Below are 23,457 nucleotides of genomic sequence, written 5' to 3'. Positions count from 1 at the left end.
AAGCATAATCTCCTAATGCAAAAATAGTTCGGCCAATGTCGCCGCAGAGCAGCCGCAGGCCAGAAAGGGTAGAAACGGGATGGACAAGGGGCGCCGATCCAGGTAAATCCGCCGAATCATCAAAATGATGGGCATAGCACATACTGCGGAAACCAGAAAAACGATGGACATACCGGAAGGACCATAGATGAGTCCCAGCACACCGCAGAATTTGATGTCACCGCCGCCCATGCCGGTCCCGCCAGTCACTATGGCAGCAGCCAGAGGAATACTGAATCCAAGCAGAGCGCCTATTAAGGACTTTGCGAATATCGGCCAGAGCCAAAGCGGAGGTTGTCCGCAGTCCAGGGCGAACCAGGATTTGATCAGCGGCGCTGCCGCAGCCAGCGGGATAAAAAAGACGAGCGCCAGGTCGGGCACTCGCCGATGAAAGATATCGTAGAAGGCAAACCCGACAATCACCAAAAATGCGGTGAGCAGGTATGCCGACCAGATATTATTCTCGATTGGTATACCAGTCATCATAGAGACTCCCGTTGATCGATACATAATCGTTCAGATTGATGCTCAGCATCCCATCCGGCGTCCAAGTGTCCCAAACCTGAGTAAATACTGTATAGTTGGTAGAATCCGGGAACCAGATAGGCGTAAAATGCACCGTTCTGTTGTAAGTGGAGAAGTCGTTGGGCTGGAAGGTGAATTTTGCACTTCGACCACTGGACACCCGCTGCAGAAGACGCAGATAGGTTTGGTACTGGAATTCAGGAAACACAGAAAACGCCGTCTGCGGATGGGTAATGTGACTGGTGGGGGCATCGGTGGAGAGCGTTGCGGTTACATCCTGCTTGACGCCGTACCCACTCTTCATGGCCTTGCCGGAGGCAGTCGGTACAATGTCATCCGGCATCAGAGACATGACGCCGCTGATTGAAGCGGAGTAACCGGTGTATTCATACTCCCAATATCCTTCATCGACCCAGTGACCACCATCTTCTCCGTGGTCACACCATACCCATACCGGCACCCAGTAACAGCTCCAAACACCCCAGTTGGCGGTCAGCTTCTGTGTTTCGCTGGGAAGGGAAGGCAGTGTATAGCTCGGATTGGTATCCGTAGCTACGGGATCGGGCGGGATGTGTTCGTTCAGATCTACGATTTTCGCCACAAAGGTATCCTGAGCGGTATAAGCGCCGCTGACGGATACCGTTATAGTAACTGTCTGGGGAGTGGAGGGAGTGTGCCATTTGACCCAGACTTTCTGGCTGTCGCCGGCCGGAATCACGATATTGTTGATCCGGTAGGATGTGCCGAGAATAGAAAAAGTCACCGAAGCGGGGTTATCCGGTGTAAGGTCAGTGTCAGTCCGAAGTGTCACGGTCGTGATTACATCGGTATCCACCCGATACTCTACATCAGGAGCCTCAATCTCGCCTTCGGGCGGGATTTCATCAAACCAGACGATACCAACGCCGAGGGTATTGATGATGTCGGAGTTGTTTTGCGTCCCGGTGGTGCTGCCGCCCCATGCAGAAATGCCCAGATCACTGAACTCCAGAAACATGCTCAAGGGCAAGTTCTTATGGGTGAGTGAGGTCATAGTCCTTCGCAGTGAACCACCCGCCAGCTGATCGTACAGGCCAGCTTCAGTTGCTGTCATGCAGTAATACTGGCCATTGTGGGTAAAGTAGGCGATGGGCTCGATCAGAAGCCTGTATTCGCCGGCAATCATCCGCTCGTAATTTACACCTGCTGCCTGAGCAACCATCATGCAGGCATATTCTGAGCAGAAGTACCGTTTGATGGCATCAATATTATTCTGCCCACTGCTGCTGACGATTGTGGGCATAGACTGGGTGGGCTTGATGCAGGTATAGGCCACGCCGGATTGAAGAGAAAGCCCGGTACCGGCCAGATATTGCAGCTTATTGACTTTACCGAAGTGCAGAATGCGGCTGTTCTGCGTACGATTGGAAAAGTCAATCGGAGAAGAGACGGCAGAACCGCTCGCTGCATCTACCACCGTAATGCGAACACCGTCATTACCCGGGTTCCAGAAGTTGGTGCTGGTGCCCTGGCCCATACCACCGCCGCCGCCGTCAATGTTGCCGTTCCCGCCGGCAGCAAAAGCAGTGGCAGGAATAAGGCACAGGGTCAGCGCCAGACTGCACAGGAGGGCGAGAAGTCGTTTCAAATGACATCACACTCCAATCATGTAAAATTGAAGGGCCGCCACATAGTTGTGACGGCCCTGGAGATCCGTATTTAGTTGTGGGGCAATCAGCCCATGTTTCCGACTTGCTTGTTCAGGTCACCATCGCTGCCGCCGGTGGACTGCTGCACATCGCCGGGCACCACCCACCCAAAGACGGGATCGTAGACGGCGCCGCTGCCACTGCTGGAGCCGGGGGCCGGCTCATTGCTGGAAATGGATTCTTCTGCCGGCGGCGCCGTGACTTGAGGTACAGACGGGTCAGGGTTGACATCGTGATCTTCGCCGGGGTCTGCGATCTCTGTCTTGCCTTCCGGAGCAGGGGGCGGAGTCTCCTCCGGCTTGTCCGTATCGGTGAAGTCGATCACCACTTCACTTTCTGTTTCGGAGGTTACCTTGGGGTATTCCTCCTCAGAGCTGGGAGACTGCCCGGGGGAATACGCATCTGCTCCGCTGGAATTGTCCCCGTTTTGGGCGCCGCCGTCCGACCAATCGCTGGTGGTGCTGCTGGGAGGTGATTCATCCGGCTTGAAATCCTCCGTTCGATCCCAGCTTACGAACCAGCAGACGCCCAGGATCGCAACACAGAGGACGGCCAGCGCCGAAACGATAAAGCCTTTGGATTGGAAAAACTTTTTCATGTGTGTACACACTCCTTCTTTACTGTTATATAAAGCATATACTGTGGAACTGACTGATGTTTCAACAGCGCCGCTAAAATTTGGTGTTATGATAGCCAGTCAATTCTACCCGCTGTGTGATGGTAGGGTAGTTGTGCCCAAACATCCGCACATAGAACTCTACATCACAATAGAAGATATACTCGACTCGGTCGCCCACCACATTGAACTTCAGGCTGATGCCGGATACCTGGTAGTCGTCCGTGGAAAGCGGGATTTTGGAGGCCAGTCCGCCGGCCACCGTGGACTCCAGCATTTCCGTGTAGTCACTGCTGGAATAGAGGGTGCGCAGGTACTCTTCAAAGTTAGTTTCCCGTTGGGAGCGGTAAGTGTCCGCATAGATGGTGGCGCTCAGATTGTTCAGCTCCATTTTAGCGCCGTTTCGGATGTTGATGCAATTGATCCGCACCGAGGCATACAACAGAAGAAAGGAAATGAGCATCACTACGCCGACCACAAAAAAGCAGGCGAAGAAAGTGATTTCACCCCGCTCGTTGCGGAGTGGCCGTCGCAGCCACCGCATAAAATGCTTCATAGGCCACCTCACTTCCAATAGTGTTCGCTGACGCCGGAGCCGCGGGCCACCACCGTGATGTTGACCAGATCCAGATTCCAGAAGCCGCCCAACTTTGCTTCACCCTCAATGGTGATATAGAAAGGAGTCCCGAGTTGAATGGCCCTGGACATTCCGGCCGGTGTGGGCGACTTGTATGTGGCGTCGATGGAGTAGGTTATGTTTTCCGATCCCTCGATCTCCGAGCACAGAAATTCAAAGAGAGAATCCGTCTCGCTGTTGATGCCACCGGACAGCTGGATCTGCTTTACCATCTGATCGGCTGCGTGATCCAACTCCTGTTTCGTGGAGATGATACCGAACAAATCGATGATAAATGCCAGCAGGACAACGGCGATAAAGATGAAGAACACCGTGGAGAAATAGTTGGCCTCACCTCGCTCGCTCTTCATTGTCCTGCGGGCTTTCTGCAGGAAAGTATGAATGTGAACCACCACCTTTTCTGACAAATGAAAGCAGCCGCCCCCTGCCGGAGCGGCTGCTTTACAAAGTATTGACTGTACCAAGTATAACAGATATGGATTTACGGCGAAAGGGCAGGACTGCGCCAATGTAGGGACAAGATTGTGCCAATCAACTGGGAACCGTGAAAAGAATTCCTTTGATACGGTTCTGCAGAAAGTATTTCAACTTGTCTTCTCAGTCAGCATTGACCACAACAGAAAAAAGTGTTATTATAAGTGCATAAAATAGATGATGATAGAGTATCATAATAACAAGCGTATGTCTACGGCAGGAAGGAGAACTGTATGGAGAAGACAAAATATAGAGATTTGATCATGCGGTACCTTACTGCATTGGACCCGAATCAAGTGATTACAACAGAACAAGTTGCTCAGTATGTAGCAGAACAACTTCAACTCGAAACAGCAACAGTAAAAAAGACAGTCAATGTAAATATGGCCCGTCTTGAAAAAGAAGGGGAAATTGTGCGTTTGACAAAAGGCATTTATTGTAGGAAGGTAAAAACAGCATTTGGATACTATACCCCGGATAAAGAAACGCTTTTTTGTAAGCAGCTTCTTCGCAATGAAAACGAAGTGATTGGATATGAAACAGGATTATCTGCCCTCAATCGCATTGGTCTGGTATCTCAGATGCCCCAAAAAAGGTGCATTGCAACAAACTTGCACATGAAAAGGATTCCGAAAGGAATGCAGATAGAGATTCGGAAACCGCCAATTAGAGTCAATGCCGATAACTTTCGATATCTGCAAATTTTGGATGCAATTCGAGAACTGGATATGGCACCCGTCGATACAGCGAAGCCGGTTGATGTAGTAAGAGCGACAGTTCAGAAATTTGCGTTAGAAACGGATCAGATGATTCTGATGGCTCGAAAGTATTACGGGCAAAAGACTTTAGTTCGGACGATAGATATTATGTTGGAGGGTAGTTATGAATCTGCACGAGGATAAGTTTGCTTTTTTGAATATTATCAATCTGGTTCATGAAGATAGCGGCATTAGATCCGATATTTTGGAAAAAGACTACTATGTTACGCTACTGCTTAGAGAGTTGGCAGGCAAGCAAGCAGAGTTGCCGGCTTATTTTAAAGGCGGAACAGCTCTGTATAAAGCACAGAAAAGCATCCGTCGTTTTTCTGAGGATATTGATTTGACAGTATGTATTGATAACTGCAGTAATAATCAGGCAAAGAAACGGCTGGAACTGGCAACAAAGAAATATCAATCGATCCCCCGTACATCCAGAAAAGAACTGGAGGACGACCGCAAAGGCAGTATCACAGCAGTTTACGACTATGCTCCACTCGTGGGGATTGACTCAGATGATCCACTACAGCGTTTCGGATATGTGAAAGTAGAAGGCACCTCTTTCACTGTCAGCGAACCCTTTACTCCACTTGAAATTGAACCGATACTTTATACTTATGCCACAGAAGAACAACGCCAAATTCTTCAAGCGCAATATGATGTTGGACCTTTCCGGATCAATACAATTCGCCTGGAGCGTATTTTTGCAGACAAAATTTTTGCAGCTGAGTTTTATTATGAACGTAAAATGTATTTTGATGTGGCAAAACATCTTTATGATGTCAGTGTCATGCTCGATTTAGAGCAGATTCAAAAAATGATTGGAAACCAACAGATGTTTCTTGAAATGCTGGGGTATAAAAGACTGGAAGAAACCAGACGAACAGGCAGCGACTTGGCAGAAAAAAAGTTTTCCGATTTTCAACTGCTTGGTGGGTTCGGTGATAACGCTGCATTGCGTAAAGATTATCAGAATATGCAGCGGAACTATGTTTTTTTAGAAGAAGATGTGCTGTCTTTTGATTATGTAGTAGAACAATGGAAAAAACTCAGAGAGATCCTACTTGCGCTTGCATGACAATAACACATCGATTTTGCAAAAAGTAATATGCGATTGTCAGGTCGAGGGCGCTTTGTATCTATCTATGTAAGTAAGCTGTAAGTCGAAAAAATAGTCGCCTGAGAAGTATGTGTTCGATACTTCCCAGGCGACTTTTACATTACAGGTTCTGCCGGATGATCCGCGTGATGATGCCCACGGCTACGCCGCGTTCCATATCCAGGCGGGTGACGGCAAAGGACACATCATCTTTCTTGCCGGGCATCCGGTAGTCGTAGCAGGAGTGGGCCACCGCATTGACGCCGTTGGAAAGCCTGACATAGACGACGCCCTTGTGGACATCGGTGACTTTGCCGGCATACTTGCCCTGGATGCGGCACTTCTGCAGGTTGTCCCGGTCGGTGTTTTCCGAGGTACTCTTAACGTCGGCCCGGATGCTCAGGTCTTCCGGACTCTCACGCCGCACACTGAGGATGCGGACCAGCACCTCATCACCCACAGCAAAACGCTCATGGGCGTCGCCGATCCAGTCCCAGGCCAGATCCCGTGCCAAGATGGAGCACTCGACGCCGAACACTTCCACGCGGATGACTTTCTCAGCCACGGCGATCACACGGGCCTGCACAATGCGGCCTTCGTAGACACGGTACATGCCGTCAGCATCCAGATCGAAGTAGAAGATCTGGCGCTTACGCATCATCGCCTCCCGGCGGCTGGCGACCACGCTGCGGGTCTTGGAGTCAATGCCCCGCACCACAAAGTCGATGTCGGCGCCCAGCATGTTGCCCAGGATCTTGTTCTGGCGCAGCATCAGGTCGGCGTAGTCCTGGCCAGAAGGGCTACGGCCCAGGTTGATCATCATTTCCTTGATGGGAATGATGATGCGGAAACCCTTGTAGTCCACCACGGCCACCGTCTTACGGTTGTCCAGCTGCTCGATGCCGCCCAGCTGGCCCGTCAGAATACGGCGGGTACGGTAGGCGTTGTGAATCTCATGCCAGATGACATCCTCACGGTCTTCCGCCGTCTCTACATCCTCGCGGCTGCGGATGGTCAGGATAGAGGGCTCACGGCGCGTCTGCACATTCCGCCGGCGAGCGGGCGCCCGGGGAGTGGTGGCTTCAGGCACCTGCTCCTCCACCGGAGCGGGATCATCCTCCAAAACGGGTTCACCCTCCGCAGTAGTATCCTCAGCCGGGGCCTCATCCATCGGAAGCGGTTCAGTGTCTGCCTGCGGAACAGGGGCCTCCGCCTCAGCAGCGGTATCCGACACCTTCTTCTTGCGGGAGGTGCGCTTGGGCTTTGCGGCAGGCGGTCCTTCGACGGCCTGGGGATTCGGCTCAGAAGCAGCGGTATCGTCACCTGCGTTGTCTACCTCTGCGGGAAGATCTCCGTCGCCGTCATCCTTTGCCTCATCGTCCTGCTCGAAGTTTGCGTTCTCGTCAACAGGGGCCGCGGTGTTGTTCTCGTCGCTGCTCACAGAGTCATCGCCGAACATTTCGGCTTCCGTAAGCTCCGGCAAATCACTGGTGGTATCATCGGAAGGGGGCGCGCTGTCGGGCTGATCCATAGCGGCCAACAGAGCGTTCAGGTCCTCGCCGTCAACCGGGGTGGCATCAGGAGCGGTCGTATCCTCGGAGGGAACGGGGGAATCCTCCAATGCGATGGTCTCAGAAACAGGGGCCTCCTGTTCCAGAAGTTCCTTTTTCTTGGTTGCCATATAAGAAAAACCTCCTTAATTTGGTGTATTACGAAAGGATCGAATCCTTGTCGGTTGAAACAATGCCCTCCGGGTGTTTGGCTCCAGGTTTTTTCACATCAGTAGCAGGATCGGAAGGCTTGGGCTTTTTCCGTGCCGGCTTTTTCGGTGCCGAGGGCGGCGGGGGAGGAGCAGCGGGGGCAGCCGGCTGTTCCTGCTGCATCTGCCGCCATTCAGGAATGTGGGAAGAGGCTTTGCAAGAATGGAGCTTAGGTGCCTCCGGGTGTTTGGAGTAGTCCATCTTGTCAACTTTAAGCACCTTCTGACCGCGGATGATGACCAGCGCCTGTGTGATGGGCAATCGCAGCACTTCATCCGGGGTGAGCACAGGCCGCTTGCCAACGCCAGAAGTTTCCCGGAATTCCGGAGTGTAGTTGGAAATGCGCCAGGTGCCCAGCTGCTTGGATTTGCTGGATACCGACACCGAGGCCAGGCCGGTGCGCTCAGAGATAAACTCGGCTGTAAGGCCGTCCGTACAGCCCAGAAAGAGTTGTGCGTCGCAGTTACCCAGAATTTCCTGCCAGAGATTGAGCGGGTAGCGGTTCTGAAGGCCCGCGAGATTTTGGAACACGCAGCTCATGGAAATGTTGCGAGAGCGAATCACACTGAGTCGCCGCGAGAGATCAGGGATGGTGCCACAGGCGGTAAGCTCTTCTCCCAAAATGTGGACGGGAATCGGGAGCCTGCCTCCCTCACAGTTTTTGTCCGCATACCGAACCAGCTTGATAAAGCAGAAAGAGAGAAACAGGCTTGCCAGAAAATCAAAGGTACTGTCCTGGTCGCTGGTAACAAGGAAGTAGGCGCACCGCTCCTGGCCGGGAAGCTCCAGATCGATTTCGTCCCGGGTGGTAATTTTCTTGATCAGTTCTGACTGGAATACCTGCAGGCGGGAACCCAGACCGATGATGACACCGCTGCGCACGGTATCGCTGGCCTGCTTGAACAGACTGTACGGAGCTTTGGCAGGGTGAGTGGGAGGCAGAACATCGAACAGATTGTCCAGATCGGACTCTCCGTTCAGCGTCAGTAAGCGGTACACCTCACCGATATTGCGGTTCTCCGCCGCATAACTCTGATCTACATAAAGGACAAGGGCTTTCAGCAAATTCATTTCGCAGCTGTCCCAGAAGTGGTCGCCCTTGTCGGTACTGTTGGTGTTCTTGATGATGACATCCACAAAGAGTTGGGCCATCAGTTCCTGCCCTTCCACTTCGGAAAGGCAGTTCCAGCTGTCCGAGTTTTCCGGGAGTACCAGATTGAACACCTTGACACAGTAGCCTTGATCGCGCAGATATTCACTGGATTTTTCATAGAGTTCGCTTTTGGGGTCGGAAATGATCAGCGATTCCCCGCAAATCACCGCCTGAAGGATGCGGTTCATGCAGAAGGAGCGGGTTTTCATGCTGCCGCTGGAACCGTATACGGCCAGATTGCCGTTGATTTTGGGGTTTTCAGGGATGCAGACCGCTTTCCCATCTAACATTCCCAGCACAACACCTTTATGTCTGCGAAGATCGGGCACCAGATCGAGTACCCCAGACATCTCCTTGCGGCTCATCCAGCCGGAGGTGCCATAGGTTCCCTTGGCCGAATAGATGAAATTCCGGTCGGTATCATATTCGCCGGCATCACTGTAGCCCATCTTCATCACCATCAGGAGCAGGATAGCCAGCAGGCCGATGCAGATCAGAACACCGTATACCCCATAGGGAGGGTGCAGCACTGAGGTCAGGCAGGTAAAAAAGTCGGGCGACGCCGCCACCGGAGATGTGCCGTCCCCGGGAATGCCGCCGCCCTGTTTCCAAGCTGCGTAATTGCCCAATATCTGCCCCAGAAAGCCGCCAGAATAGAGAATGGCGAGGAAGGCCAAAGGAGCAGCCATCAGGCAGGCAATCATTTTCTTTTTGTTTATGGGAAGAACCTCCTCTCAAATTTGATGAAGTCAATGGTTTGAAAGCGCACTCTGCTGCCGCAGTAGCGCCGCAGCACATCTACCTGAAAATCAAAGCAAATGATCGTTCCGGAACTATCCATAAGATCGAGGGCGCTGTTGAAGCGCGCAATCCTGGGCAAATCGAAGAAGTAGCAAAACAAAACAGGCGTTCCATCCGCTTCAAAGGCATCGTGTTCGATGGCCCGACTCGTAGCCCTGGTTGTAAGGCCCTGCTTCAAGATGTCATTGAGCTGCGCTGTCTTAGCACAATCGCACAGCAAGGCCAGCAGCACTTCTCCCTGATGGTCGTTGGTAAAAAAGAAAAAATGGTCATAGCTTCCGTCCAGCATGAAATAGTCATGTTTGGCGCCGCCAGTGCTGGTCAGCATCTGGTAAGCGAGTTCCATGCTTTCCCCCAGAATGACCCCCTGCACAGCGTCTGCATTGTATTGCCCGGTGAGGCGCTGCTGACACAGAACGCTCCACATCAGAGCCTTTACCCGCATCTCGGACTTGTAGCTCCATTTCATCAGAGCTGCGCTGCTGTTGTAAGTAACATAGATGCCGCCGGAGGTAAGGAGCACACCAGTGAAGCGAGAACTGCGGATCTGCGTGGTATCCACCCCCATCTCCTTGACTTCGCGGGAACTGTAAAATGAGGGATACTTCACGGCCCCATCGGAATAGCCCTGCGGGGCAAAAACCTTCGGTTTTTCATCTTGGAAAAGTCCAACCCCTGCATTGTCCATCGTGACATAGGTTTCTGCCAGACGGTGAAGACGAAGCCGACGCCCAATCTCGCTTTTCAGCCGGTTGGTGTCGGTATCACCTGTCAGATAGGAAGCAAAACGCTCAGGCCAGTTGTCCAGCAGCCTGTTTTTGGCGCGAACGCCTAAACGATAGCCGCGGAGTTTGTCTCGGTAATAGGTGCGGAGTAGCCCGCTCTTTTTCAGATCGGTCACAACCGACTCCAAATAGTAAGGACTGGCTGGGAGACGGTTGAGCTGGCTGGTGGGGAACTCTCCAGAGATGGCTGTCAACGCCAGAAGCCGGAACGGGAGCGTGTCCGGCTGTGGAAATGTCCGGCTGCTTTTCCCAAGTGATCACCTCCCTTGTGAATTGTTTTTTTACCGTGATGACTGAGAACTTCGGTAAAATTCTGCAGTGGCGCAAGTCTGGAAGCGTTGAAAATCCGGGCTTTTTTGTGCCATCAAGGTATGTCGGGAAAAATAAGGGCCAAAAGGCTCAAAAATCCGAGATGGTTTTCAAGCTCTCTTTGCGCTCTGCAAGCCATTGGGGAAACCGCTTTTTTTCCATGACAAAGATCTTGGTGCAGTCCTGCTCTCCCAGCTCTGTGGTATTATAGGCGTCGCATAGCAAGCCGGTATCATCGGCCATCACAAAGGTGGACAACAGATCCAACAACTGCTTTTCCTCCAGATTGTCATAATCACGCACCCGCCTGGTGGGAAGTGTTTGATCGTAAACTTGGGCAAAGCAGACAACACAATTCCGGTAATGGGGGAGAGGCTGTTCCTTTGCGTACTGCTCCAGAGCGAAATAGAGCGTGTCTAACAGAAACTCGGAACTTTGCCGTTGCCGGCGCTTCGGGAGAAGCCCGGGAAGGGTCACTTCCAGGACCCCGTTTTCATAGGCTATCGAGATGCCCTGCGCCACGCTGGCGGATTGGAGATACTCGCCCTTCTGGATGGAGGTGCTGGAATATATCAAATGCCGCAGCCGGCAGGCAATCCGTTCCGCCCGAAGCGCAGCATCGGTAGAGAGAATTTCGTAATTGTCGGGATAGCGTTGGATGTCTGTTGTGTCCATCGCATACAGCGCATTACTCAAACGGGATATATCGTCGAGAATGCTCCCTATTCTGCGGGAAATCAGTTTTCGATCCAAAAATCATGTGCCTCCTGCTTTCTTGAAATACTGGGTTTGTCCATCTTGAGATACGGTGCAAAAACCGGATATGTCGTGACAGTCGATTTTGGCAATCTGTGTCGGAGAATCGACCAAGATGATGCGGCGGCTACCGCCCTTGTTGCCCCGTAGAGCATGACAGACTAACGCTTCCTGTCCATGGGCGACATAGGCGACTTCATACAGTTCCCCATCGGCAAAAAAGACCAGTTTGACAGGAAACTCCGCAGGTGCATGATAATCAGCCTGCTGAATGAAATCCAAAAGGACCCACACCGCCTTGATAAGCGCCTGATCAGCTTTGGGCGGATAGCCGGCAGGAAAATATCCGCCGTTATCACTTTGGAAAATGCGGCCCTGCCTTTCCAGATGGGAAAGCAGGGCTTTCGCTGTTTCAGACTTGCCAGGGTGAAAGCAAAGAAGCTGCTGCTGGCTGAGACCAGGATACATAGTCACTGTCCGCAGTAGCGTTGCAGCTTCATTTCCATAGATTTCAGCCCTGGTCCTCATGAGCTCACCTCCTGTTTGTAAAAATAGATGACACATAAAAGACGCCATCGGGACGCCTTCCAAAAAATAATCGTTGAAAGGCGTCATCGCAGCGTCTATTTGGCGTGTTTTGAAGAAATGTAGGAGAACAAGGGTTATGCAGACTCCTGTTCACGGCGCTTGCGCTCCAGAATTTCACGAAGTTCACGCCGGTCGGTGGTGATCAGGTCTTTCTCAAGAGGGCTGGCCTTAAACTCAACCATGACATTGTTGTTGTTGGTCGAGATCAAGCCATTGCCACGCTCAAAATGGGTGACCTCCATCGTTTCCGCATCGGACAGATGCAGGGTCTCCTGAACCCGTTCCGCTTCATCATCTTCCAGGTTAAGAATGATCTTTGTCTTGCTGTTGTTGATGATACCTTTGCCAAAGCGACCTTCATCCAGATTGAAGAAATCGTTGAGGTCTTGGCTCGCGAAGACCGCCGAGCCACCATACCCACGTATCGTTTTTGCAATCTCCAAGAGGAAATCGCCGGCCAGTCGTGTGCCTGTGGCGCCGGCGCCGGAAAGGAGCTGCCAGCATTCATCGATGAAGATGGTTTTTTCTTCTGTGCGGTCGGCCTTTGCCCGGTCCCACACGAAATCAAGCGCCACAAACATACCTACAGTTAGCAGATCGCCGGTGAGCGAGGAAATGTCCAGCACGGTATATTTGTTATCCAGACTTACATTGGTCTGCTTGTTAAATGTATTGGCCGAACCGTGAACCAGACGGTTGAGAATATGAGCCATGCGGGTAGTTTCCGGCGCAGCTTTCAGAATCTCATGCAGGTCGCCCAGCACCGGCATTTCCCGGTACTGACCCGGGTTGGCCGGGTCATCCAGTGAAGCGTTATCATGCGTAATGCCCTTTGCGTTGTAAGTGCGGATCAACGCTTCGTCCAAAAGCTGACGCTCTTCATGGCTCATATCGGGAATGAGCAGGCTGAAAAAGATGTGCAGCTGCTGGATTTTTGCCGCCAATTCAGAAAGCTGGATTCCGGGGCCGTCCAGAAGTTCATTGACAGACCGATCAACCTTGCGGATCTCCATAACATTGATGCAGTGAGGGCTTGCCGGGGAGATTTGGATAAACTCGCCGCCCACATTTGCACAGGCGCGGTGAAACTCGTGCCCCTTCAAGGGAGCGACGATGAAAATAGGGATATTTTTACGCCGCATTCTTAACGCCATAAGCTGCATTGTGAAGGTTTTGCCTGCGCCACTGGTACCTAAAATCGAAATGTTGGCATTTTTGTAGATCGCGGAATTGAAAATATCCACGATGATGAGGGAACTGTTGTACTTGTTGACCCCCAAAAGGATGCCGTTGTCGTCACACATCTCAAAGGAGGTGAAGGGGTAGCAGCTTGCGGCGCCGCCAGTCAGCAGGTTGCGCTTGCCACGCTCAAAAAGTCCTTTCTCCATGGATACCAGCGGGAGCGCGGAGAGAAACGCCTGTTCCTCACGAAAATGGCAGGAACGGACATCCATATCCTGCGAAAGCAGAAGCTTTTTCATCTCGCTGACCTTCCATTCCAAATCTTCCTCAGTAGGGGCAGTAACGGTAATCAACAGATTCAGATAGTAGAAGTCCTCGTTGTTGGAAAGACCTTCCTTCAGAAAATAGCCGCTTCGGATGGCGCCGTCGATGTCGTCAAAATCAGTGTTGGTGTCGCTCGCGTCCTTGATTTTGGAACGATTGATGCGGAGCTGCTGGCCTACCCGCTGGATGATGCGCTCTTTGGGCTGCCTGGAAAGGAACATGTCCATGTCGATGCCGTCGCCGGCGTTGACGATTAAACTCAGCCATCCGGCGGGAACCTGCGTCTTATAACCATCCGACGGAATCAGCAAATAGGCGTAGTACAGCCCGTCTATGCACAGATAGCTCCCATGAGTAAAATCAATACTCTTGGGAGCGGCAAACTCGGCTGCAGGGATATGGTCAATCTCGCTTTCCCGGCCTTTTGCCGCATACTGTGCAACAACCTCCTGTGCCCGGAGTGCCAGCGGTTTGATGACGCTCTCATTTCGGCAGAGGAGATTATAAAGAACATCAACCGTAAATTCGTCCTCGTTTTCGGGGATAATCACTTCATTACCGCATTGCCGGAGGTAATTGGATGCAGTATGTACGGCGCTTTGCAGGGATTGAATAGCTTCCTCTTCCTGTTCCGAACGCCGGGTGTTGTTCCATGGCTCATACTCAAAAATCAGGAAAAAGCGCCGTGTGACAGCTTCCCGGGCGCCGATCTGCTGCACAAAGCTCAGATAGTCTTCCTGCATCAAACGGCACTGCTCATTTTTCTCCTGAGCCATCTCCCTGCGTACTGTGTCCAAATGACGGTTGATGTCCGCCCGACGGGTCAGCACCTTGATCTGCAGCTTGACGGGAGAGATTTTCAGATACGACACAAAAGAGTAGATGATATTGCGCTGCTCTCTTGCGCTGCGGAGCATAAAGTTGATGGGAACCACCTCGACCACCTTGACATACCGGTGGTCTTTGGTGTAGATGATGCCGTTCTGGATCTTTTCGATGGGAAGATAGTCTGCCACCGGATTCAGGCAGGCGGGCGGCTGCTCTTTGATATGAGCGGGGCGCTTGGGTGGACATGCCTTCTCCTTCCGCTTGTTGGGCTTTTTCTTCGCTTTTTTGGACGAAAGTTCTTTCTTCGGCTTTTTCTTGGGCCGGAGCTTCTCACGAATCTCGTAACTGCGAACCTCGTCAAACTCAGCTGGAAAATCCGATTCACCGGAACGCCTGCGCTTCGGAGGGCGAGACTCCTTTTCTTTCGGAGCCCTCTGCTTGAGATGTCTGCCGGGGCGTTTCATAGGGGGCGCTTGCTCATTCGACTGCTGACCGTCGCCGCCAACGATGCGGCGATTCCGCAGGTATTTCAAAAAGATAATCAGAAATTCCGACAAACTCTCGCCAGAAATGCCGATCAATGCGACCAGAGCCGCAGGAAGGGCGGTCAGGCACAAAATGATAATTCGGGTCGTCAACCCGAAAGGAACAAACATGAAGACCGGCACCCCGATGGCAAAAGCCAGGATACCGGCCTCAATAACATTCCGCGCACGGAACATACCGCCGAAAAATGTGCCTGATTCAATGAAATTCGGCGGTATGATATAAATATCATGGTCGTTTTTGTTGCTCATACATACCTCATTTCCGTAACCGAAGGAAGGTCAACCGATAATCCAGAACGGACCGCCGGCGCCTGCACGACGGCTGGCCTCGTTTAAGATAATGGACAGATCCCAAAGTTGCTCACTGCGCTTATAGCTGGCCGGGTCTGCCACCATGATTTGACCGTCTTTTACGCCTCGGAGAACGATGAAATGGCCGGAAGAAGTGAAATGCCCTTCAGCCATGATTGCCACAACCAGCTTTCCCTCGGAAAGAGCATCGACGATGCGCTGCGGCTCGGATGTCGTACAGCCGGATACCGGCAGTCCCCAGGCCTCCGCTGCGGCAGGAATCAGGGCGTGATAGGAGCCGCTGTTGTCACACCAGTATCCATTTTCATAGGACCACTGCGCCATCTCCACGGGATCAACCGTATCGTCCGTAAGGGAAGACACTACGATTGCCATGCTGGTCGGCCCGCAGCCGTAGCCGCCAATGTTGTCAGTTCCGTAAGGCTGGCTGGCATAGCGTTCATCCAGTTGGTTATAGTACACCACCGGTGTCACACCATCGGTAAAGGTTACATCCCCAAGAGAGGGGATGCTGTTTCCGGTCCACTCCGTCATGTTCTGGAGCAACCCATCACCCAAAAAGGTACTCAGGTTGGAAGCGTAGTCAGAGGCAAGTTTCTTTTGCTCATCCGTGAGTGCGAAAACATGGTCCGCAAGATAGGATTCACCGTTATACCGGATCGTGTAAATGATCCATGTTTCGGTAGTGGTGGTTTCCTCGCCGGTTTCCGGGTCCTCGGTAGTAACCTCACGGGATTCCTGGACGCTGGTGTAGGAATACAGGTGTTCCTTATTATCCCGGAGAACAGCGGCCAAATCATCCAGTGAAATACTTTCAAAATCCTCATCCCGGGCCGCACAATACTGAGAGATGATGAGATTGGCATTGAAAACAGGGCCGGAGGAATAGGAATTCTTGATCTCCATGTGGTCGACACCGGACGAAGCAAAATCTTCCTCAATCCGGGCCATCACATCATCCAACGCCTCGCCCAGAATGGAATTGATGGTGAATGTTATGTCGTTGGCATTTTCCACGATAGCTGTCTCGCTGTTGAGAACAGGGGCTTCGGAATCTGCCGGAGAAAAGGCATTAACCAGACCTCCAAAGATAAGCCCGGGGAGCATCAGGACAAACAGTACCGGAAGCAAAAGCAGAATGATGATGACGGCGATGATCTTGCCGATGTGCTTGCGCCCGGCCCAAACGGCCCCGGCCACGGCACCATACGGGCCGCCGGCGGCAGCTCCTTTTGCGGCACCGGGAATTGCCTTGCCTGCTTTAATAGCGCCTTTTATGGTGTGGGCAGCGGATGCTCCGGTTTCCACGGCATCGGCAAGACCAGTCTTTTTTTCTTCACCCATTTAGATCTTGTCCTTTCTGCGGGGAGTGGGGGGCAGCTTCTTGACGATTGACTCGTTGTAGGCTATCGACCCATCCGGTGCCATGTAGGGGGATTTCTCCACAGTGTCAACAGCGTATTGCTTATACCATGCCGCACCGTCGGCGGAATGAACCGTTGTGTATTGGCCCTCGGGTGCAACATACTGATCTGCATGATACATTCCGAAAGCGATGCCTTCCGGATGCTCGGCGGTAACTTCGGTGCCTGTGATACGCCCGCCGCCGATCTCAACATTCTGGTATTGAGGAATGTTTTCAGCACCGGCTTCCAAAGCAGCGTGCCCCATGTAAGAGTGCAAAGCGTCAACAGCTTTCTCACCGGAAATTGTACCCATCTGGGTAATGTTCCCGGTGGCAACAGAACCGATCACATTGTTGGCGAAATTGCCGCCCTTGCTGACGGACGAAGTATAGATGTGGCCGCCGATACCCCCTGCAGCACCGCCTACGAGACCACCAAGGCCAGAGGCTTTTGTTTCTGAGGGAGTTGTTGCTGTTTTTACCGCATTGTTCGTGACCTTCCGGCCAATCACCCCAGCCAAACCGCCGCTGGCAAAGCCGGCACCAAAGCCGCCACCCTTACCGCCACCGCTTGCATTCACATGGGTGGAATTGCTGCTGTGCCCACCGCCGAAATGGTGGCTGGAAAAGCTCTTGAATCCACTGAAGCCCCGGGCGGCTATTAAGGCCTCCGCCAGCATACTGCCGCCGGTATGACCTACATTGACCCCAAGACTTGCCATGAAAGAGTCGATTTTCTGTGATACTTTGAGAAAACCAATCGCACACATGAACCAAATCAGGACATTGCCGGATACAGCTTCTTTGCCCACGGCGTCTACCTGTGCCTGCACTTCTTCCTCCGAAACGGCGGCAAAAGCGGGTTGGCAGCACAGGCAGGCAAGAAGACCGACCATGAGCGCAAGAAACAGAATTCTTCTGAGTTTTTTCATTACGCCCCTCCTTAAAGCGAAAGCGGGTTGGAGATAAACGAACCAACCATGCTCGTAAATAGGCGCAGACACCAGGCGTTCATAAGCAGCAGAAAAATCTGCCCGCCCAGCATCCGGCACCAGGATTTCCAGATGTTTGATGTGGTCTGGCTTGCCCCCATCGCAAAAGCGACTGGTGCAGTATAGACCAGCACACCAAGCAATACATATCGTTCCGCTGCTTCAAGCAGCAGTTTCAGATAGTTCCATGCCAAAATGATGACCAGAATCAAAGTGATCAAGGCCACGGCTCCATTGGCGCATACACCGATGATCACCAGCATCACCGAATTGAAATCGGCAAAGCTGAGGGGCGGCAGTTCCGAATCCATGATCCAGCGGTACGGGGTGCCGCCGATGGTCAGTATCGTGTTGATGATCTCGTCTGAAAAAAGTGCCAGCAGAATGAAGAGAACCGAGCGGATGCTCAGCTTCACAGGATCTTCTGCCTCGATGCCGGCGCTCAGACCAAAATTCTTAAACAGCTGCCATACCCAGTTGAGCAAAATCAGACCGACAGCCAGAGCTACAAAAATCCCGTACATCGTCTCTGCGGCGGGGAAATAGCGCAGAAAAACGGTCATGTCACAACCAAGCGCGCCCAAAACCGAAGTAGTCACAAGGTCGAGACCTGCCATGATCTGCTCTGCAATCCATTCAACGATGCCATCCAGGATACCCATAAATTACGCCTCCTTCCAGCGGGTGTAGAGTTGTCTCTGTCATCCAGCCCACTGACCGCCGGCAAACAGAGGCGTCACATAAGCCATGATAAAGCCTAATCCGTTGAGGATCGCCCAGGTGATACAGATGCGCTTCAGCCAAGCACGGCTTTCATCGACGGTCCGGCCCGAGCGGGAGAAGTTCATCAGCAGCAGGGCGACCGAGGCGGTCACAATAGCCGCAATGGTGGAAATTGCGACAATCTGCTTGTAGACATCCTGCATGATCTCTTTGGCTTTAGACCAAACATCGGTTGCAGCAAAGGCCGGCTGACAGAAAACCAGCGACATCGTGACGCAGAGAAAAGCCATATAGGCGAGTTTGGCAGCGGAAAAATGATGCTGAGGCGTGCGGTCGGCATCTTTCCGCTTCGACTGGGGAAGTTTCAGTTTCTTCAATGTTTGAGGACCTCCAATCCAAATGTGATGATCGTTGCTCAAAAGCAAAGAACAAGCCCGCACCTGATTTGCAGATGCGGGCTTATTCCCGGGCCGGACGGCCGTTTGGACAGAAAAAAAGCACTTCGGAAAAAGGCGCTGTTCTCTGTCCGTATTCGGTTTTGGGTGCAAGTTTGAGCATATTCAGTCTAACACATTGAGATTTACGCCTCAAGGGCAGAAACGCGCCAATTATTTTCCCGATATGTGCCAATTATTTGCCCTGCTTGTTTTCGCCGGCCGTCAAGTCTGGGAAAAATTGCTCCAGCACATTCAGGCTGTCCTTGGAGGTATATCCCCACAGCACGGAACTGAGGGCTTCAATGGCCTCCCGCCGCTTACGGTAATAGGTACGGAAGGAAATATCCCGGATATGAGGGCGCAGGTTCTCGATGATCTCCTCCACATTTTTCAACTGCTGGGGGGAGAGAAAAGAGTAGTACAGAAGCCAGTAGTATGCTTCACCGTTCTTGTGCTTGGTGCGGAGCAGATCGACTGCCGAATCCAGCAATTTCAGCATTTTGTGGCTGCGCTCAATGCACTTGGCGTGATGCTCAATATCGCTGCCCGCCAGATCGGCGCCGGCCAGGTAGACAGAATCCAGAAAATCCTCGATGGAAGTGCCATACTCGATCTCAAATTTTGTCCGGACATGCTGAACAGACAGCTCCAGGCTCCATACCACATCACGGTATTTCTTCAGCAGCTTCCAGGTGTCGTGGTACAGCGGGTTTTCAGCAACATTCTTTTCGTCAAATTTCTTCATGGTTATGCCTCCTTATTTGTTTTCAACAATGGGGTTGAGAGTAAGTTCAAAACTTGCGACCTGCTTGTTGCCACACAACACAGCCAGGCCTAAGCGCAACACAGTTTGCTCGTGTGCGCGGGGTAGTAATTCTTCCCGGCAGTCGCCCGATAAAGGATATAACTTGTAGTGAGAGAGGGAGCATCCAAAGCACGAAATCCCTTGTGCCATCAGGATTTGCGCCATTTTCTGCATGATGATTTCAATGTGAGATTTTGAAACGCTGGAGAGTTCGTCTGAAACGATGACCTCATGCTCCATGGTGGGCTCTTCCTGGTCAACACAGCCCTCCGCAGGAAGCTCCAGACGGATATTGAGTGTCATAGCGACCTCCTCTTTGTCCACCATCACATCAGATATTTCAAACATGGTGGACAAGTAGTTTTTAAGATAGATCACGCTGCCGTGGCGGCCGGGGAAGGACATGAGGGAAATATAGTCCAAGGCGGACAGCTTTTTAAGAATACGGCCAACGGTGGCCCGGGACAGTCCCCAGCGGGCAGCAAGTTCCGTATAGGTGACCAAAGGATTGCCAGTGCCATTGCGGAAATAGGCTACAGGCCCAAGACCCGACCCCTGCACTTGACTGTCGTTGTAGATGGCCGAAACCCATAGATCCAGCACGATATCCATTTCGGAACAGCGGTCAGAGCTGATTAGGTCAGTAACGATAGATACCGGCAGAAAGAAAAAGCCGGTGTCCTTTTGACAGGGAGCGTTATACTCCAAAACCGTGTTGTGCCGGGCCCAGTTCCGGATTTTATAGCGGATCACATTTCCGCGCCCGAGAGAGGAGAAGTCAATGAGGTGCCGCTGCTGAAGCTCTCCCAGGATGGAAAGCGCCTGACACTGAAAACGAGTCCGAAACCATTGAGACAGTTCTTTGAGCGTACAGACCCATTCGCCGGGGTAGACGGTGTAGCTGATGCCATCGATGCGCCGGTATGAGGTGCGGAAGTTTGCAAAGCTGCAAAGCACGGTATAATGAAAAAGGCCGGAGCCGCCGCTTGCGCGAATGCTCCGGTCATCTATCAGACGATGGATAAACTGTCGGTAAATCCGACAGCGTGGATAGTCCACCACCTGTTTAATTTGTAATTGATAGGCTGGCATAAGAATCTCCTTTTTATATATAAGGTATGAAATTGGAACATGCTACGAGAAAAGCGTTGACTTGAATGGTTTTCTGGCTTATGCTATTATTGTATGGCTTAGAGAATCCGGCTGGTATTTTGGCTGATTTGGGTTAACGGATTGCTCTTCATGTATGTTGGTTATGCCGAGAGGTGCAGCATTCGGGATGTACTTCATAGCTGCAGAATGTATCGCACTATTTTCTGGAAATTCTCCGCAGAATATTCTGCTTGTGATTTTCTGGAAAAACGATTGAAAAAAGGCGAAAAAAACGGCCTACAACTTTTTACAACTTTTCTACAACTTTTGCCCCGAATCAGACGAAACGGGAGGACAGTTTATGAGATTTAAAAAGTTTGAAAAACCGCATAAAAACGCCAAATTTCAGGCAAAACGGGCTGTGATGAAGCAAGATGAAACGGTCAAAACTCAAATCCCGACCATGAAGCCGCTGGACTAAAGAGAGAATGGCATACCGAGGGCGCCAGCCTCGGTATGCCTTTCTGCGCTTCACGCGCGCCGTGGGGACCGCACCGGCGCGGGTCCGTCCGGCCGTTGATTCTTTTGCTCTGGAGGTACCTCTTTGATCAAAAAGATCGCCCTCTGGCTGCGGGACCGCCTGATCCGCAGCCGGAGCCTCAACGCCACCCGCCTGGTGGCCGGCTCCTTCGCCCTGATCATCCTGGCCGGCACGCTGCTGCTCACGCTGCCCGCGGCCTCCCGGGACGGGCAGAGCGCCGGAGTGTTTACGGCGCTGTTTACCGCCACGTCTTCCTCCTGCGTCACGGGCCTGATCCTGGTGGATACCTGGACGCAGTGGTCCCTGTTCGGACAAGCGGTCATTCTCTGCATGATCCAGCTGGGCGGCCTGGGGTTTATGACGGTCATCACCCTGTTTTCCTTTGCGCTGCACCGGCGCATCGGCCTGTCCGAGCGGCTCATCATGGTCTCCACCCTGAACCTGAACGACCTGGACGGGGTCGTGCGGATGGTGCGCCACGCCCTGATGGGGACCTTCCTGTTGGAGGGGGCGGGCGCGGCGCTGCTGTCCATCCGGATGGTGCCGGACTTTGGCCTGCTGCGGGGCGTCTGGCATGCGGTGTTTCACGCGGTCTCCGCGTTCTGCAACGCGGGGTTTGACCTGCTGGGGGGAAAGTTCGGCGCCTTCTCCAGCTTGGCCGGCTATCACGGCGATCCGCTGGTCCTGGGCACCACCGCCGCGCTGATCGTGGTGGGGGGCGTCGGGTTTTTCGTCTGGGAGGATGTCTTGGCCAAGCGCAGCTGGCGGCGTCTGAGCGTATACAGCAAGATGGTACTGCTCATCACGGCGGCGCTGATCCTGGGCGGCGCGGCCTTCTTTTTTGTGGAAGAGTTCGAAAACCCCGCCACGCTGGGCGGGATGCCGCTGTGGGAAAAGGGGCTCAACGCCCTGTTCCAGTCGGTCACCTTGCGTACCGCCGGATTTGACGCCCTGGGCCAGGGCGCTTTGACCGACAGCAGCAAGGCCATGTCGGTCATCCTGATGCTCATCGGCGGCTCCTCCGGCTCCACCGCGGGCGGCCTTAAGACCGTTACCATCGGCGTGCTGCTGCTGGCCCTGCGCGCGGGGCTGACCGGGCGGGAGCAGGTCACCTTCCGGGGGAGGGCCATTCCCTACCGCCGGGTGCTGGGCGCCATGACCCTGGTCCTGGTGGTGCTCTTTTTGTTCCTGACGGCCTCCATGTTCCTCTCCACCGTGGAGAATCTGCCTTATCTGGACGCCGCCTTCGAGGTGGCCTCGGCCATGGCCACGGTGGGGCTGACCTGCGGCATTACCCCGGACCTGACGCCCGCTTCGCAAAGCCTGATCATTTTGCTGATGTATCTGGGCCGGGTGGGGATCTTGTCCTTCTCCATCGCCTTTATGACCCGAACCAAATACCATGCCAAGGTCAAATATCCGGAAATGAACGTCATGATCGGATAAACGTCCGGAGGCGTTCCCTCCGGATCTGTGGCCGGCGCGCCGGCCCGGAAAGCGCTGAGCGTGACCTCCCGCCTGCAGGGCGGGCGGCGGCGTCCTGCGCAGGCGCATGTCCCGCTTCGGACGCGGATTGAATGTTGGCTTCGCGCTGCGGAGCAGATTGCATCGAGGTTGCAGGTATGAAAACATTTGTCGTAATCGGTCTGGGCCGCTTCGGCACCGCGGTGGCGGAGGAGCTCTCCGCCCTGGGACATGAGGTGCTGGCCCTGGACGGAGCGGAGGAAAACGTACAGAAGGTGGCCGATCAGGTCACCCACGCCGTCACCGGCGACGCCCGGGACCCCGCCGTGCTGCGGGCGCTGGGCGTGCGGAATTATGACTGCGCGATCGTGGCGGTGGGAGATGACGTGGGCAACTCCGCGCTCATTACCCTGAACCTGAAGGAACTGGGGGTCAAAAAGGTCATCTGCAAGGCACAGAGCCACGTGCACCGCAAGGTGCTGGAAAAGATCGGGGCCGACCGGGTGGTCTTCCCGGAGCACGAGATGGGCGTCAAGCTGGCGCAGGGGCTGTCCAGCTCCAACGTGCTCAATTTTATCGAGCTCAGCGAGGATTTCGGCATCGTGGAGACCGCCATCCCCCGGGAGTGGCAGCAGAAGACCATTCAGGAACTGGACGTGCGGGCGCGGTACAAGGTGAACATCATCGCCATGCGCAAGGGGAAGAGCGGGGAGCTGAACATCGCCCCAGGCCCCGCTTATGTGATGGAGAGCGGGGACGACGCGGTGGTGCTGGGCCGAACGGAAGATATTAATCGCCTGCAAGACCTGTAGAGGT

Annotated in this window: 21 protein-coding genes; 4 read left to right on the top strand and 17 right to left on the bottom strand. The window is 53.2% G+C overall.

Translation table 11 applies throughout. The annotated features are described in order from the left end of the window. Window positions 1–12: 12 nt before the first annotated feature. The 5 genes from H8S57_RS00345 to H8S57_RS00325 all read right to left on the bottom strand — a co-directional run bounded on the left by H8S57_RS00345 (window position 13) and on the right by H8S57_RS00325 (window position 3,855). The gene (locus H8S57_RS00345; protein ID WP_144232827.1) at window positions 13–525 is read right to left on the bottom strand and encodes a prepilin peptidase; all 513 of its coding nucleotides are present in this window, start codon (window positions 523–525) and stop codon (window positions 13–15) included. Then, window positions 497–2,191, bottom strand: coding sequence for a DUF8193 domain-containing protein (locus H8S57_RS00340; protein WP_186906124.1), 1,695 nt, complete (start codon window positions 2,189–2,191; stop codon window positions 497–499). The genes H8S57_RS00345 and H8S57_RS00340 overlap by 29 nt, the downstream gene beginning before the upstream one ends. Before the next feature lie 86 nt (window positions 2,192–2,277). After that, on the bottom strand, window positions 2,278–2,850 hold the full coding sequence (locus H8S57_RS00335) for a DUF6550 family protein (RefSeq protein ID WP_144232829.1): 573 nt from the start codon (window positions 2,848–2,850) through the stop codon (window positions 2,278–2,280). Between the two features lie 73 nt (window positions 2,851–2,923). Beyond that, on the bottom strand, window positions 2,924–3,424 hold the full coding sequence (locus H8S57_RS00330) for a hypothetical protein (RefSeq protein WP_144232830.1): 501 nt from the start codon (window positions 3,422–3,424) through the stop codon (window positions 2,924–2,926). 8 nt (window positions 3,425–3,432) lie between these two features. After that, window positions 3,433–3,855, bottom strand: coding sequence for a DUF4320 family protein (locus H8S57_RS00325; RefSeq protein ID WP_186906123.1), 423 nt, complete (start codon window positions 3,853–3,855; stop codon window positions 3,433–3,435). A 357-nt stretch (window positions 3,856–4,212) separates the two neighbouring features. On the opposite strand from H8S57_RS00325, the gene H8S57_RS00320 reads away from it, so the two are divergent. Together H8S57_RS00320 and H8S57_RS00315 are read left to right on the top strand one after the other, a co-directional pair. Further along, window positions 4,213–4,881: a DUF6088 family protein gene (locus H8S57_RS00320; RefSeq protein WP_073929722.1), complete on the top strand. Its 669-nt coding sequence runs from the start codon at window positions 4,213–4,215 to the stop codon at window positions 4,879–4,881. After that, a complete protein-coding gene (locus H8S57_RS00315; RefSeq protein ID WP_186906122.1) occupies window positions 4,862–5,815 on the top strand; it encodes a nucleotidyl transferase AbiEii/AbiGii toxin family protein in 954 nt (317 codons plus the stop codon). The genes H8S57_RS00320 and H8S57_RS00315 overlap by 20 nt, the downstream gene beginning before the upstream one ends. Window positions 5,816–5,957: 142 nt before the next feature. Here the strand turns inward: H8S57_RS00315 and H8S57_RS00310 are convergent, their stop codons facing one another. From H8S57_RS00310 to H8S57_RS00255, 12 genes are all read right to left on the bottom strand, one after another. After that, window positions 5,958–7,517 (bottom strand): S1 RNA-binding domain-containing protein, encoded by a 1,560-nt coding sequence (locus tag H8S57_RS00310; RefSeq protein ID WP_144232832.1) that lies wholly within the window; start codon window positions 7,515–7,517, stop codon window positions 5,958–5,960. Window positions 7,518–7,545: 28 nt separating this feature from the next. Continuing rightward, window positions 7,546–9,438 (bottom strand): VirD4-like conjugal transfer protein, CD1115 family, encoded by a 1,893-nt coding sequence (locus H8S57_RS00305; protein WP_243204624.1) that lies wholly within the window; start codon window positions 9,436–9,438, stop codon window positions 7,546–7,548. 26 nt (window positions 9,439–9,464) lie between these two features. Beyond that, a complete protein-coding gene (locus H8S57_RS00300; protein WP_347132830.1) occupies window positions 9,465–10,451 on the bottom strand; it encodes a hypothetical protein in 987 nt (328 codons plus the stop codon). 283 nt (window positions 10,452–10,734) lie between these two features. Continuing rightward, window positions 10,735–11,397, bottom strand: a complete 663-nt coding sequence (locus H8S57_RS00295; RefSeq protein WP_144232834.1) for a DUF6100 family protein — start codon at window positions 11,395–11,397, stop codon at window positions 10,735–10,737. A 3-nt stretch (window positions 11,398–11,400) separates the two neighbouring features. Beyond that, window positions 11,401–12,015, bottom strand: coding sequence for a DUF5697 family protein (locus tag H8S57_RS00290; protein WP_369807574.1), 615 nt, complete (start codon window positions 12,013–12,015; stop codon window positions 11,401–11,403). 47 nt (window positions 12,016–12,062) lie between these two features. Continuing rightward, entirely contained in the window at window positions 12,063–15,119 is a 3,057-nt protein-coding gene (locus H8S57_RS00285) for a VirB4 family type IV secretion system protein (RefSeq protein WP_186906119.1), read from the bottom strand. Between the two features lie 30 nt (window positions 15,120–15,149). Next, window positions 15,150–16,526, bottom strand: coding sequence for a C39 family peptidase (locus tag H8S57_RS00280; RefSeq protein WP_144232837.1), 1,377 nt, complete (start codon window positions 16,524–16,526; stop codon window positions 15,150–15,152). Continuing rightward, a complete protein-coding gene (locus tag H8S57_RS00275; RefSeq protein WP_144232838.1) occupies window positions 16,527–17,519 on the bottom strand; it encodes a hypothetical protein in 993 nt (330 codons plus the stop codon). It abuts the gene before it with no gap. Between the two features lie 11 nt (window positions 17,520–17,530). Then, window positions 17,531–18,241 carry a hypothetical protein gene (locus H8S57_RS00270; protein WP_144232839.1) on the bottom strand — a complete coding sequence of 237 codons (711 nt, stop codon included), beginning with the start codon at window positions 18,239–18,241 and terminating at the stop codon, window positions 17,531–17,533. Window positions 18,242–18,280: 39 nt separating this feature from the next. Further along, the gene (locus tag H8S57_RS00265; protein ID WP_186292842.1) at window positions 18,281–18,679 is read right to left on the bottom strand and encodes a fimbrial protein; all 399 of its coding nucleotides are present in this window, start codon (window positions 18,677–18,679) and stop codon (window positions 18,281–18,283) included. Between the two features lie 253 nt (window positions 18,680–18,932). Continuing rightward, window positions 18,933–19,484, bottom strand: coding sequence for a hypothetical protein (locus tag H8S57_RS00260; RefSeq protein WP_144232840.1), 552 nt, complete (start codon window positions 19,482–19,484; stop codon window positions 18,933–18,935). Between the two features lie 12 nt (window positions 19,485–19,496). Then, window positions 19,497–20,636, bottom strand: coding sequence for a MarR family transcriptional regulator (locus H8S57_RS00255; RefSeq protein WP_144232841.1), 1,140 nt, complete (start codon window positions 20,634–20,636; stop codon window positions 19,497–19,499). A gap of 604 nt (window positions 20,637–21,240) precedes the next feature. Between H8S57_RS00255 and H8S57_RS00250 the strand changes: the two genes are divergently transcribed. Continuing rightward, complete coding sequence (locus H8S57_RS00250) at window positions 21,241–22,623, top strand: TrkH family potassium uptake protein (RefSeq protein WP_186906118.1); 1,383 nt, start codon at window positions 21,241–21,243, stop codon at window positions 22,621–22,623. A gap of 176 nt (window positions 22,624–22,799) precedes the next feature. Continuing rightward, window positions 22,800–23,453 (top strand): potassium channel family protein, encoded by a 654-nt coding sequence (locus tag H8S57_RS00245; RefSeq protein WP_186906117.1) that lies wholly within the window; start codon window positions 22,800–22,802, stop codon window positions 23,451–23,453. The last annotated feature ends 4 nt before the right edge of the window (window positions 23,454–23,457 follow it).

Source organism: Lawsonibacter hominis, assembly GCF_014287895.1.
GTDB lineage: Bacteria > Bacillota > Clostridia > Oscillospirales > Oscillospiraceae > Lawsonibacter_A > Lawsonibacter_A hominis.
Note: the sequence above shows the minus strand (reverse complement) of the source record. Positions and strands in the feature narration are given on the sequence as shown.

Coding starts and splice junctions, on each gene's coding strand:
- H8S57_RS00330 (WP_144232830.1), bottom strand. CDS start 3,424: ATGAAGCATTTTATGCGGTGGCTGCGACGGCCACTCCGCAACGAGCGG.
- H8S57_RS00275 (WP_144232838.1), bottom strand. CDS start 17,519: ATGAAAAAACTCAGAAGAATTCTGTTTCTTGCGCTCATGGTCGGTCTT.
- H8S57_RS00260 (WP_144232840.1), bottom strand. CDS start 19,484: ATGAAGAAATTTGACGAAAAGAATGTTGCTGAAAACCCGCTGTACCAC.
- H8S57_RS00305 (WP_243204624.1), bottom strand. CDS start 9,438: ATGGCTGCTCCTTTGGCCTTCCTCGCCATTCTCTATTCTGGCGGCTTT.
- H8S57_RS00280 (WP_144232837.1), bottom strand. CDS start 16,526: ATGGGTGAAGAAAAAAAGACTGGTCTTGCCGATGCCGTGGAAACCGGA.
- H8S57_RS00345 (WP_144232827.1), bottom strand. CDS start 525: ATGATGACTGGTATACCAATCGAGAATAATATCTGGTCGGCATACCTG.
- H8S57_RS00320 (WP_073929722.1), top strand. CDS start 4,213: ATGGAGAAGACAAAATATAGAGATTTGATCATGCGGTACCTTACTGCA.
- H8S57_RS00315 (WP_186906122.1), top strand. CDS start 4,862: ATGAATCTGCACGAGGATAAGTTTGCTTTTTTGAATATTATCAATCTG.
- H8S57_RS00285 (WP_186906119.1), bottom strand. CDS start 15,119: ATGAGCAACAAAAACGACCATGATATTTATATCATACCGCCGAATTTC.
- H8S57_RS00255 (WP_144232841.1), bottom strand. CDS start 20,636: ATGCCAGCCTATCAATTACAAATTAAACAGGTGGTGGACTATCCACGC.
- H8S57_RS00270 (WP_144232839.1), bottom strand. CDS start 18,241: ATGGGTATCCTGGATGGCATCGTTGAATGGATTGCAGAGCAGATCATG.
- H8S57_RS00245 (WP_186906117.1), top strand. CDS start 22,800: ATGAAAACATTTGTCGTAATCGGTCTGGGCCGCTTCGGCACCGCGGTG.
- H8S57_RS00325 (WP_186906123.1), bottom strand. CDS start 3,855: ATGAAGAGCGAGCGAGGTGAGGCCAACTATTTCTCCACGGTGTTCTTC.
- H8S57_RS00290 (WP_369807574.1), bottom strand. CDS start 12,015: ATGACGCCTTTCAACGATTATTTTTTGGAAGGCGTCCCGATGGCGTCT.
- H8S57_RS00335 (WP_144232829.1), bottom strand. CDS start 2,850: ATGAAAAAGTTTTTCCAATCCAAAGGCTTTATCGTTTCGGCGCTGGCC.
- H8S57_RS00310 (WP_144232832.1), bottom strand. CDS start 7,517: ATGGCAACCAAGAAAAAGGAACTTCTGGAACAGGAGGCCCCTGTTTCT.